Below are 11,562 nucleotides of genomic sequence, written 5' to 3'. Positions count from 1 at the left end.
CGGTACCGAATTCGCCAACCATGGAGACGTGATGCCTCCCCACGTCATCGCGAGGAGCGAAGCGACGAAGCAATCCAGGGTCCCGTCCGCGACTCTGGATTGCTTCGCTGCGCTCGCAATGACGGGAGACGAAAGCGCGTACTACGCCATTCCGCCCGGCTTGCCGCGCGCGACGTAGCGCCCCCCGCCCTTTTCACCCACCAACTTGCCGTCGCGCACCACGAATTTTCCCCGCAGCATGGTGGCGACCGGCCAGCCTGTGATCTCGATGCCTTCGTAGGGCGTGTAGTCGGAGCCGTGGTGCAGGCCCTCCTGGCTGATCTTCGCCGTCCTGTTCGGATCCCACAGCGCGATGTCGGCGTCGTAGCCGATCGCGATCGAGCCCTTGCCCTTCAGTCCGTAGGTCTTGGCATGGTTGGTCGCGGTGAAGGCGACGAACTGGTTGAGGCTGATACGGCCCTTGCTGACGCCTTCGGAGAACAGGATCGGCAGCCGCGTCTCGACGCCGGGGATGCCGTTCGGCACCCAGCGGAAGCTGGTGCGGCCCTTCGGGATCAGCTTGCCGGCCTCGTCGTCGTAGCGGAACGGGCAGTGATCGCTGGAGAACAGCGAGAACACGCCCTGCTGCAGGCCTTCCCAGCACGCCTCCTGGCTCGCGTGATCGCGCGGCGGCGGCGAGCAGACATATTTGGCGCCCTCCATGTTGAGGCCCTGCATGTCCTCTTCCGTCAGCACCAGATATTGCGGACAGGTCTCGCCATGGATCTTCAGGCCGCGCATCTGCGCGCGGCGGATCTCCTCCATCGCCTCGCGGTTGGAGACATGGACGATGACGATCGGCACGTCGATCAGCTCGGCCAGCGAGATGGCGCGATGGGTGGCCTCGCGCTCGACCGGGATCGGGCGCGACTTGCCGTGATAGTATGGCGCGATCTTGCCTTCGCGCTCCAGCCGGTCGGTGAGGAAGCGGATGGCGTCGTAGTTCTCGGCGTGGATCTGCACCAGCGCCCCTTGCTCGCGCGCGACCTGCAGCACACCCAGGATCTCGTAGTCGTTGAGCGCGAGGCCCTCATAGGTCATGAAGATCTTCAGCGACGAGTAGCCGTCGGCGACCAGCGCCGGCAGCTCCTGGCCAAGCACGGCATCGGTGGGATCGGCGATGATGAGATGGAAGGAATGGTCGACGTAGCAGGCCTTGTCGGCCAGAGCGTGATAGTCCTTCAGTGCCGCGCGCAGCGGCTGGCCCTTCTCCTGCAGGCAGTAGGGCATCACAAAGGTATTGCCGCCGAACGCCGCAGCGCGGGTGGCGCTTTCGAAATCGTCGGCCATGACGATGCCCGGGCCAGAGGGCTGGCTGATATGGACGTGGCTGTCGATGCCGCCGGGCAGCACCAGCAGACCGCTCGCGTCCACGATCTCATCGGCATCCGTGATGGCTTCGCCGATCGCGGCGATGCGGCCCTGCTTGATGGCGACATCGGCCTGATACGTATCGCTCGCGGTGGCGACGGTGCCGTTGCGGATGACGGTGTCGAAGGCAGCCATGTGACGCGCTCTCCCAGTCTCGATCTCAAGCGAATTTGTGAAACAGCGATCCCCACTCGCTGACGCCGCGGGGGTCCACCCCTGCCAGTTTCAGCGATTTCCATACCACGGTGGCGATGGTGTCGAGAATGGGAATGCCTGTCTCCAGCTCCAGCCGCGCCACCAGGGGCGCAGCGCGCATGTTGGTGCAGACCACCGCGATCGCATCCGGCTTCTCGCGCGCGACCTCGCGGATCATGGTCTCGATCTCGGCCGGCGTCACCTCGGCGAAGGAGAAATTGTCCTGCAGATTGAGGTGGCGGTCGCCGCGGCAGGCGATGCCGAGTTGCGCGTAATTGGTGATGATGCGCGCCTGCACGTCATCGCGATAGGGTGTGACGAGGCCGAGCGATGTCGCTTTGGACGCCGCCAGGATCTCGTTCAGCGCCAGCATCGACGTGGTGGCGGGGATGCCGGTCGCGGCGGTGATCTGCTCGCAGAGCCTCACGTCGGTTTCGAAGCCGAGCCAGCCGGAGGACGTGCCGTTCCAGCCGATGACATCGACCTTGGCATGCGCGAGCAGCTCGGCGGCGCGCAGGATGTTGGATGTGTCGAACTGCGCCAGCGCATCGGTCGACAGCGCGATCTCGGTGACCTTGAAGCGCGAAAAATGCGCGGACACGTTGGGCAGGCCAGCCACCATCGCCGAGGTGATTGGCTCCAGCGCCGTGTTCGACGACGGCGTGAGCATGCCGAGAAGGGTGCGTTTGGTCATGAATGCTCGACTTTCTCGTGGGGTTCCCAACATGCAAGGCGATGGCCGTGCGCTCCGTCTCCCCGTTCTTCGCGGGGGCGCGACGAGCTTTGCTCGCGCTGAGAGGGTCGGGGTGCCAGCATATGCCGCTTCAACGCGTTGAACTTGAATGCGAAATGCAATGCTGATTTTCTTCGGCCATTTCAATAGTTGTTATGTCATCCAATCTCGTTGACTTGCCCGATCTGCGGGCGCCTCGCCCGGAATTCAGGCAATCCGGAAAGCCATCGCCGCTGTCATGACCACCACGGCATCCCGGCCCAAGCTCAAGACACGCTTCAAGCCGGCCCGGCTCAAGCCGTCGGCCGCCCAGCCGACGCGGCCGCTGGCGCGGCTGTCGCTGCGCGAGGGGTTCAAGATCCTCCCCTGAAGGCACGCCGGTGGTGACGCCGATCGCCATCAGCGAGATCGCCGGGATCTTCGACGTGATGGTCGCCCCCGGCTCCACGCGGGCGCTCAGCGCGCACACCCGCAAGACCGGGATTCCGTGCTGCAGATGCTGAATCAGACCCGGGCCGGATCATGACCCGCGCATAGACTTTGTTCACGTCGAACCGGTCATGCTGGCGCCGCGACAGATGAAGGCATTTCGCGTCGGGCCCCGCCATGATCCTGCAATCGCTCGCCGGCCTGCCGGCTTTCCTGGTGTATTTCTGCACCGCGCTGGTCGCGGTGACGGCGTACCTCTTCATCTACACCCGCGTCACGCCCTACAATGAATTCCAGCTGATCCGGGACAATCACCCCTCGGCCGCGATCTCGCTGGGCCTCAGCCTGCTCGGCTTCACGCTGCCGCTGGTCAGCGCCATCGCCCATTCGGCCAACGTGCTGGATTGCCTGATCTGGGCGCTGGTCGCGCTGATCGTGCAGGTCATCGTCTACTATCTCGTCCGCATCCCGGTGCCGGACCTCGCCAACCGCATCGTCGCCGGCGAGCTGGCCTCGGCCATCTGGCTCGGGCTCGCCTCGCTCTCCGCCGGCGCGCTCAACGCCGCCTCGATGATCTACTGACCATGGTCGAGAAACGCATCGACTTCGGCAAGCGCAGGCCGCTGCCCCCGCCGCCGGCGACGCCGCCGGTGAAGCGCTCCGGCCAGGTCGCGCTGCTGCTGATGGGCACGCTCGCCGTGGGCGGCAGCGCCTACGCCCTGATGCCGCGTCAGCAGAGCTGCCCGCAGCAGGATCCGGCGATCGCCGGACAGCCGCAGAGCACCGAGTGCACGACCCGCCGCTCCGGCGGCAGCGGCGGTGGTGGCAGCGGACGCTGGGGCTTCTCCAGCAGCGACAGCGAGTCCCGAAGCAGCGGTTCGACCCATGTCGCCGACGCCTCCTCCGCGCATGTCTCGCGCGGCGGCTTCGGCGGCTTTGCGCACGCCTTCGGCTTCGGTGGACGCGGGGGCTGAATTCCGTCGCCGGGCTGCCGTGAAAACACCGCCTTTGTGTTGTTTGTTCGGATTCGGATCTTTGACACAGACCAACGATCATAAAAAACTCGCCCGCCGACTGATCGGAATGCATCCGGTGAAGCGCGCGCGCTTGATGGCGCGGGCGATGATCGAGGCTGCGGCCACCGCTGCGGTCCCGACCGGATTCCTACGCAATCCATTTTGCGCTCCCCCGCGCGATCAGGCGCTGGGGCGCCGCGCTCTCCGTTGCCGCGCCATCGGCGGCGGCTCAGGTCGTGTCGTGCTCCCCGTTCATGGGCACGGCATGCCTGGTCATGCGCGCGGCTAGCCCCCATGCAGCGCATCCCCTGCCCTGAGCGCGACGACTGGCGGCAGACAGCCGAGCAATGCGGCTTCGACTTCTACGAGCTCGACGGCGAGCGCTATTGGGACGAGCGCGCCTACTACGCGTTCACGATCGCCGAGATCGAGCTCGGCATCGAGGAGCCCACCGCCGAGATCGAGCAGATGTGCCTCGAGCTCGTCGGGCGTGTCATCGCTGACGAGGCGCTGTTGCGCCGGCTGAAAATCCCGCAGCCCTTCTGGCCGCTGCTGGCGGAGAGCTGGCGTCGCCGCGACGACAGTCTCTATGGTCGGCTCGACCTCAGCTTTGCAGGATTTCGCGACGGCGGCCGCGCGCCGGCGAAGCTGCTCGAATACAATGCGGATACGCCGACCTCGATCTTCGAGGCCGCCGTGTTTCAGTGGACCTGGCTCGAACAGGCGATCGAGCGCCGCATCGTGCCCGGACGCGCCGACCAGTACAATTCGATCCACGAGCGACTGATCGAACGCTGGCGCGCGCTCGGCAAGGGACGCCGGCTGCATCTCGCCGGGATGACCGCCGAAGCCGAGGATGCCGCCACCCTGGCCTATCTCGCCGACACGGCAGCGCAAGCCGGCTTGTCGACAACCATCCTTGACATCGCCGATATCGGCTGGCGCGACAAAGGCGGCTTCCTCGATCTCGACAACAACGCCATCGCGCTCGCCTTCAAGCTCTATCCCTGGGAGTGGATGTTCCACGATGCCTTCGGTGCCAAGGTCGCGGGCGCGCCGACGCAATGGGTGGAGCCGCCATGGAAGGCGATCCTCTCCAACAAGGGCATCCTGCCGCTGCTCTGGCAGATGTTCGAAGGCCATCCGAACCTGCTGCCGGCCTATTTCGAGGACGATCCGAAAGCCGCCAGTCTCGGTCCGAGCTTCGTGCGCAAGCCGATCTACTCGCGCGAGGGCGCCAATGTGAGCCTGGTTGCGGACGGGGTCGCCGTGTCGGCGCAGGACGGGCCTTACGGCGCCGAAGGCTTCATCCGCCAGGCCCTGGCGCCACTGCCGGATTTCGGCGGCGTCTTCCCGGTGATCGGCAGCTGGCTCGTCGATCACCAGCCCTGCGGGCTGTCGATCCGCGAGGATGCAAGCCCCATCACGGGGAATCGCTCGCGCTTTTTGCCACATGCAATTGTGTAGCTCGTTAACGAGCCGGACCGAAAACGGCTCGACACGCCGTCCGGGATGGTTAGATAAAGTGGCAGACGGAACTCCAGGACGCGGCGTCGACGCACGACCGGATCTGAGGCATGGCGACGAACAACTCACAACTCGAAGGTTTGCGCATCCTGGTCGCCGAGGACGAGGGCCTGATCGCGCTCGAGCTCGAGACGGTGCTGCAGGGCTTCGGCTGTGAGGTGATCGGCCCGGTGTCGCGCGTTGCCGAGGTGCTGCGCGAGGCCGAGCGCGGCAACCTCGATGGCGCCCTGCTCGACGTCAACCTGCGCGGCGAGCAGATCTTCGCCGTCCTGCCGCAACTGATCGCGCTGGGGCTGACAATCGTCATCACCTCCGGCTATGACGACGCGACGCTGTTCCCGCCGGAATTCCGCAACCTGCCGCGGCTCGCCAAGCCGTTCGACGAGCGCGCACTGCGCGCGATGTGCGAAGCGACCTTTCTGCGGAGCCGAGAGACCTAATGCGGCAGCACGGCAGAGGCCGGCACCTGCTCCGGCGCCGTCTCGGCGGTCAGCGCAAATCTCAGCGTGCAACGGATTCCGTCCCGGGCGAAATCCAGCTCCGCCTCGCCGTCGAGGTCGAAGCGGACGACGCGATCGATCAGCGTGGTGCCGAAGCCGCGTGATCCGCTGCCTTCGATCACCGGTCCGCCGCGCTCCAGCCAGACCAGCTCCAGGCGGCGTCGATCATCGCAAAGCCGCCAACTGATCGCGACCTGACCGAACGGCGCGGACAGGGCGCCATATTTCGAGGCGTTGGTTGCGAGCTCGTGCAGCACCATCGACAGCGGCAGCACCAGCCGTGCTTCCAGCAGCACGGGCGGTCCCTCGATGCTGATGCGGCCCTCGCCGACGCCATAGGGCGCCAGCACCGTCGTCAGCAGCTCGTTGAAGCCGATGCCGATCCAGCGCGTCTGCGTCAGGATGTCGTGTGCGATCGAGACCGCCTGGATGCGGCCGGAGAACGCCTTGTTGAAGGCCGGCAGCGACGGCGAGGTGCGCAGCGTCTGGCCCGCCACCGACTGCACGATGGCGAGGATGTTCTTGACGCGATGATTGAGCTCGGCGACCAGCATGGTCTGCTGCTCTTCGGCGCGCTTGCGATCGGTGATGTCCGTGAGGGTCACGATCGATCCGACCGTCTCCTTGGCGTCGTTGACCAGCGGACCGCCCGACAGCAGGAATGACCGTCCCGACATCCGCTCGTCGCGCAGACGCACCTCGACGCCATGAAACGGCTTGGTGGCCAGCGCGCGATCGAGGCTCTCGCGCGAGAACCGCGTCAAGGTGCCCTGCTGGCTGGCGCTCTGGGCATCGAGCGGAAAGGCCGCCGAGAACAACTGCCCCACCGGTGTCCGTCCCGCGAGTTGCTCCGCCACCCAGCTCGCATGCGTGATCCGCCCGTCGAGCGCCAGCACGACGACGGCGTCGGTCGCCTGCTCCAGGATCGAGCGCGCGAAGCGCTCCGCGTTGGCGACCTCCTCCGCACGGCGCTGGATCGACATGTCGGTCAAGGTCACCAGCGTGGCGACGACGCCGCCCATCGCCATCTGCCGCATCCAGACCGAGACCGGCAGATCGTCTCCGTCAACCCGTTGCAACTGGGCATCGCTCGCGGCGTCGTCGGCGCGCTGCTGCGGCGCCGATCCGGCGAACAAGGACGAGAAGGTTCGCCCGACGATCTGATCCGCCGGCAGGCCGGTCAGCGCGCACAGCCGCGAATTGACGTAGACGATGCTGCCATCGGCATCGAGCGTCAGCGCGCCGTCGCTCATCCGCTCGACCAGGACATGATAGGGCGCATCCGCGCCCTGCAGCATGATGACCTGGGGGCCGCTCGGGCCCTGCACCACCACGGCATCGACGTTGCCGCGATGAATCGCCTCGACAGTCTCTTCCGCCTCGTTCCGCGGCCGCGCCGCCTGCCTCGCGTCTTTTCCTGCCACAAATCCTCCGTTCAGCTCGGAGCAATATCCAGACCGACGAGCACCTTCTCCGCGTTGGAGAGATCGCCGATGATGCGCTTGAGCGGCTCCGGCAGCTGTCTGATCAGCGTCGGAATCGCGACGATCTGGTCGCGCTGGGCGAGCGCAGGATCCTTCATCAGATCGATCACCTCGATCGTGTAGCGGCCGGGCAGATGCGTCTCGCACAGCTTCTTGAGGTTGGCGAGAGCCGCCACGGACTTGGGCGTCTGGCCCGCGACATAGAGGCGGAGATTATAGCCGTCCTGTTCCATCGCTGCGGCCGTCATTTGCGTGATGTCATCGGCTTCGACGGCGAGCCCGCCCGCTTCGACGAGCGGCTCTGGACCAAGGCAATGTGGTCGGCCGAGCGCTGATCCTCGCGGGCAGCGCCTTCCAGGTTCAGAAGCTCCATTTCCCCCTCCTCACTCACAAGCTGCGCCTTCAGCGTTTCGATCTGCGTCGCGATCTCGCGGCGGCGGCGCTCGATCTCGCGCGTACGGCGCTCCATCTCCTGCGTACGCAACAGGCGGTCGGCGCGGTCCCTGACCTCCTGGGCCACCCGCGCCGATCCGGTGAGCACACCCTCGGGACCGACATAGACCTCGCGCAGCGTGATGCCGTCACTGCCCATCAGGAACTCGCGCACCTGGTTGGAATGCGCCATGCCGCGCGACTTCAACAGATAGAGCTGGCGATTGTGCTCACCGTTGCTCTCGCGGTTGTAGAGCAGCAGCCAGGTGTCGGTGAGCGAGGAGATCTGCATCTCCGTGGTCGCCGTCTCGGCGCTGCCGGCGCCGAGATTGGTGAACAGCGCGGTCACCCCACGGGATTTCAGGAAGTCGATCAGCCGCAGCGTCATCGAATGCACGTCGCCGGCCAGTCCGGCGCCCATCAACGACGAGATCGGATCGACCACGACGGCGGCGGGATCGAACTCCTTCACCTCGCGATGCATCGCGGCGAGGTGCGTCTCCAACCCGTAGAGATTGGGACGGCGCGCCGAGAACCGCAGCAGGCCGCGATCGACCCATTGCTGCAGGTCGAGACCGACCGATTTCATGTTGCGCACGATCTGCTGCGGCGATTCCTCGAGCGCAAAATAGATGCAGCGCTGTCCGGCCGCGCAGATCGAATTGGCAAAATGCGCCGAGACCGTCGACTTGCCGGCTCCGGCCATGCCCGAGATAAGGATGCTCGATCCCTTGTAGTAGCCGCGGCCCTCGAGCATCTCGTCGAGATCGGCAATGCCGGTCGACACGCGCTCCGTCGAGACATCGTGCGACAGTCCCGACGAGGTGATCGGCATCACGGTGATGCCTTCCTGGTCGATGATGAAGGGATATTCGTTGGTGCCATGCGCCGTGCCGCGATATTTCACGACGCGCAGCCGGCGCGTGGACAGCTGGTCGTGCACGCGGTTGTCGAGCAGGATGACGCAGTCCGCGACGTATTCCTCCAGGCCGTAGCGCGTCAGCGTGCCGTCGCCGCGCTCGCCGGTGATGATCGCGGTGACGCCCTTGCTCTTGAGCCATTCGAACAGCCGGCGCAGCTCGGAGCGCAGCACGGCCTGGTTGTCGAGGCCGCCGAACAACGTCTCGATCGTGTCGATCACGACGCGCTTGGCACCGATGGAATCGATCGCGAAGCCGATGCGGATGAACAGGCCGTCGAGATCGTAGTCACCGGCCTCCTCGATCTCGTTGCGGTCGAGATGGATGTGGTCGACGACGATCTTCTTCTGCTCGATCAGCCGCTCGATGTCATAACTCAGCGAGCCGACATTCTTGATCAGATCCTCGGGCTGCTCCTCGAAGGCGATGAACACGCCCGGCTCGTCATAGGCGACGGCACCGTTGTAGAGGAACGTCATCGCGAACAGCGTCTTGCCGCAGCCGGCGGCGCCGCAGAGCAGCGTCGGCCGTCCCTGGGGCAGGCCGCCGAAGGTGACCTCGTCGAGACCGTCGATCCCGGTTGCTGATTTCGCGATGACAGGGAGATCCCGCGTCACGATTCGAGGACGCAAACTCGTTTTCATCAATTTTTCCCCCGCCGTCGAGCGAACACGCTTTGGCCACACCAAGGCGTGAATCGACGCTCCGGAAGGAAAAAGGTTCCAGCCTTCAGAAAAAGATTTTGCCCTGCGGCAAATCCACGGACGGTCGGCCAGCGTTTGCGCCGGCCGTCCAGTGACTTAGCACCGGGTGCGTCAGCGCGCCGCGACCACCTTCAGACCGGGCAGCAGCGCAGCGCCGCCGCGCGGGCTCCGGACGGGGTTGATCTGGTACAGACCGCGCCGCTCCTGATTGGGCCGGAAGGCGTCGGTGATGCCGACCACCGACTCGGCCGCGCCGAGCAGCAGCGTGCCGTCCGGCTCCATCACCTTGGCCATTCGCTCGAAGATCTGGGCCTTGGTGTCCTGGTCGAAATAGATCAGCACGTTGCGGCAAAAGATCACGTCGAACTTGCCGAGATGCGAGAAGTCCTGCAGCAGGTTGAGCTGGCGGTGCTGCACCATGCCGCGGATGTCGGCGCTGAGCTGCCAGAGCTCGCCGAGCTGGGTGAAATACTTCACCAGCAGCTGGATCGGCAGGCCGCGCTGCACCTCGAACTGGCTGTAGAGGCCGGCCTTCGACTTCTCGAGCACCTCCTGCGACAGGTCGGTGGCGACGATCTCGATGCGCCATCCCGCCAGCGCTGCGCCGAACTCACGCAGGCACATCGCGATCGAATACGGCTCCTGGCCGGTCGAGCACGCCGCCGACCAGATGCGCAGAGACCTCCGGCTGGCGCGCGACTGGATCAGGGCAGGAAGGATGCCCTCGCGCAGATGATCGAACGGAATCTTGTCGCGGAAGAAGAACGTCTCGTTGGTGGTCATGGCTTCGACCACCTGCGTCGTGAGCTGCTCGCCGCCGCTCTTCATCTTCTGTACCAGCTCCGGGATGCCCGCAAGATTTGCGCGGCGGGCCAGCGGCAGCAGCCGGCTCTCGACCAGATATTGCTTGTCGGCAGAGAGGTCGAGACCGGACCGCTCCTTCAGGAGCTTACGCAAGAACTCATAGTCCAGGGGGGTCACGAACGGTCTCCTGCAAACAGACGGACCAGCTTCGGTGCGATCTGATTCAAGGGAAGGATGGCCGCGCAGATGCCGGCATTGGCAGCCGCGCCCGGCATGCCCCAGACCACACTGGTGGCCTCGTCCTGCGCGATGACGCTGCCGCCGGCGGCAACGATGTCCTTGCCGCCGCGCATGCCGTCCGAGCCCATGCCGGTGAGGATCACCGCCAGCGTCGCGCCTTGCCAGATATCGACCGCGGAGGTGAACAGCGGATCCACCGCGGGCTTGCAGAAGTTGACGGGCGGCCCGTTGTCGAGCGCGATCACGGCATCAGCGCCATGGCGCGCGACGCGCATGTGGCGGCCGCCAGGCGCGAGATAGATCTGGCCGGGCTTGATGACTTCGCCATCGACCGCCTCGTGCGCCGGCCTGCGGCTCGAGCGTGCCAGATGCTCGGCGAGAATCGTCGTGAAGGTCGGCGGCATGTGCTGGGTGATCAGCACCGGGAAACGGTCGATGACCGGGCCGAGCTCGGTGACGACCGACATCAGCGCCTGCGGACCGCCGGTGGACGAGCCGATCAACAGCACTCTCGGCATCTGCGAGCTGAAGGCGCGGCGCGCCAGCGCCGCAGCCGGGACGGCCTGGGTCGGCATCGGGGCGGTGGGACGCAACGCCGGCGCGGGCCGCAACTCCTGCACGTGCGGCGCGGCCGCCGGCGCATGCATTGCGGGAGCCGCGCGGCGCGCCTTGGCGCCGAGATTGCGGATCTTCTGGATCAAGTCGTAGTGGAAATTGTCGGCGGCCGAGGCCTCGCGCGTGCTCTCGGGCTTCGGAATGTAGTCGGCCGCGCCGAGCGACAGCGCCTTGAAGCTGATCTCGGCGTTGCGGCGCGTCAGCGTCGAGGCCATGATCACGGCGAGGTTCTTCTTCTTCGCAAGCAGCTTCGGCAGCGCGGCGATGCCGTCGAGCTCGGGCATCTCGATGTCGAGCACGGCGACATCGGGATTGACGCGGTCGATCTGGTTGACGGCTTCGAGGCCGGTGCGCAGCGAGGCTGCCACGACCATGTCGGGCTCAGAGCTGATCCAACGCGAGATCATGCCGCGGATGACGACGGAATCGTCCACGACCATCACCCGGAGAGGTTCCTGCCTGGTCGAACTCGGAATCGAAGAACTGGCCAACGCGACGCTCATAGTTCACCAACAGGACAGAGGCACAGGAAGACGGCAAGCCCGGGCAAGCA

General features: G+C 65.8%; 13 protein-coding genes. 6 read left to right on the top strand and 7 right to left on the bottom strand.

The genetic code is table 11. The features are described 5' to 3' along the window. Window positions 1-141: 141 nt before the first annotated feature. Together hydA and BRAO375_RS15425 are read right to left on the bottom strand one after the other, a co-directional pair. Complete coding sequence (gene hydA, locus BRAO375_RS15430) at window positions 142-1,545, bottom strand: dihydropyrimidinase (RefSeq protein ID WP_009028396.1); 1,404 nt, start codon at window positions 1,543-1,545, stop codon at window positions 142-144. 25 nt (window positions 1,546-1,570) lie between these two features. Further along, window positions 1,571-2,299, bottom strand: coding sequence for a maleate cis-trans isomerase family protein (locus BRAO375_RS15425; protein WP_009028395.1), 729 nt, complete (start codon window positions 2,297-2,299; stop codon window positions 1,571-1,573). Window positions 2,300-2,576: 277 nt separating this feature from the next. On the opposite strand from BRAO375_RS15425, the gene BRAO375_RS38870 reads away from it, so the two are divergent. From BRAO375_RS38870 to BRAO375_RS15400, 6 genes are all read left to right on the top strand, one after another. Beyond that, window positions 2,577-2,708 carry a hypothetical protein gene (locus tag BRAO375_RS38870; RefSeq protein WP_009028394.1) on the top strand — a complete coding sequence of 44 codons (132 nt, stop codon included), beginning with the start codon at window positions 2,577-2,579 and terminating at the stop codon, window positions 2,706-2,708. A gap of 10 nt (window positions 2,709-2,718) precedes the next feature. Beyond that, window positions 2,719-2,841 carry a hypothetical protein gene (locus BRAO375_RS38865; protein ID WP_283806072.1) on the top strand — a complete coding sequence of 41 codons (123 nt, stop codon included), beginning with the start codon at window positions 2,719-2,721 and terminating at the stop codon, window positions 2,839-2,841. A 103-nt stretch (window positions 2,842-2,944) separates the two neighbouring features. Continuing rightward, complete coding sequence (locus tag BRAO375_RS15420) at window positions 2,945-3,349, top strand: DUF350 domain-containing protein (protein WP_009028393.1); 405 nt, start codon at window positions 2,945-2,947, stop codon at window positions 3,347-3,349. 2 nt (window positions 3,350-3,351) lie between these two features. Next, the gene (locus BRAO375_RS15415; RefSeq protein WP_009028392.1) at window positions 3,352-3,741 is read left to right on the top strand and encodes a hypothetical protein; all 390 of its coding nucleotides are present in this window, start codon (window positions 3,352-3,354) and stop codon (window positions 3,739-3,741) included. A gap of 336 nt (window positions 3,742-4,077) precedes the next feature. Continuing rightward, window positions 4,078-5,250, top strand: a complete 1,173-nt coding sequence (locus BRAO375_RS15405; RefSeq protein WP_009028391.1) for a glutathionylspermidine synthase family protein — start codon at window positions 4,078-4,080, stop codon at window positions 5,248-5,250. 110 nt (window positions 5,251-5,360) lie between these two features. Beyond that, window positions 5,361-5,750: a response regulator gene (locus BRAO375_RS15400; protein ID WP_035640472.1), complete on the top strand. Its 390-nt coding sequence runs from the start codon at window positions 5,361-5,363 to the stop codon at window positions 5,748-5,750. Here the strand turns inward: BRAO375_RS15400 and BRAO375_RS15395 are convergent. The 5 genes from BRAO375_RS15395 to BRAO375_RS15375 all read right to left on the bottom strand — a co-directional run bounded on the left by BRAO375_RS15395 (window position 5,747) and on the right by BRAO375_RS15375 (window position 11,512). After that, on the bottom strand, window positions 5,747-7,234 hold the full coding sequence (locus BRAO375_RS15395; protein WP_009028389.1) for a sensor histidine kinase: 1,488 nt from the start codon (window positions 7,232-7,234) through the stop codon (window positions 5,747-5,749). The genes BRAO375_RS15400 and BRAO375_RS15395 overlap by 4 nt on opposite strands. Window positions 7,235-7,245: 11 nt before the next feature. Then, window positions 7,246-7,542 (bottom strand): circadian clock KaiB family protein, encoded by a 297-nt coding sequence (locus BRAO375_RS15390; RefSeq protein ID WP_009028388.1) that lies wholly within the window; start codon window positions 7,540-7,542, stop codon window positions 7,246-7,248. Beyond that, entirely contained in the window at window positions 7,539-9,290 is a 1,752-nt protein-coding gene (gene kaiC / locus BRAO375_RS15385) for a circadian clock protein KaiC (protein ID WP_009028387.1), read from the bottom strand. Before kaiC ends, BRAO375_RS15390 begins: the two co-directional genes overlap by 4 nt. Window positions 9,291-9,461: 171 nt before the next feature. Then, complete coding sequence (locus tag BRAO375_RS15380) at window positions 9,462-10,331, bottom strand: CheR family methyltransferase (protein WP_009028386.1); 870 nt, start codon at window positions 10,329-10,331, stop codon at window positions 9,462-9,464. Then, window positions 10,328-11,512, bottom strand: coding sequence for a protein-glutamate methylesterase/protein-glutamine glutaminase (locus tag BRAO375_RS15375; protein WP_035640469.1), 1,185 nt, complete (start codon window positions 11,510-11,512; stop codon window positions 10,328-10,330). The genes BRAO375_RS15380 and BRAO375_RS15375 overlap by 4 nt, the downstream gene beginning before the upstream one ends. Between the last annotated feature and the right edge of the window lie 50 nt (window positions 11,513-11,562).

Origin of the sequence: Bradyrhizobium sp. ORS 375, assembly GCF_000239775.1 — a bacterium.
Lineage (GTDB): Bacteria > Pseudomonadota > Alphaproteobacteria > Rhizobiales > Xanthobacteraceae > Bradyrhizobium.
The sequence above is the reverse complement of the archived record's forward strand: the minus strand, read 5'-3'. Positions and strand labels throughout refer to the sequence as shown.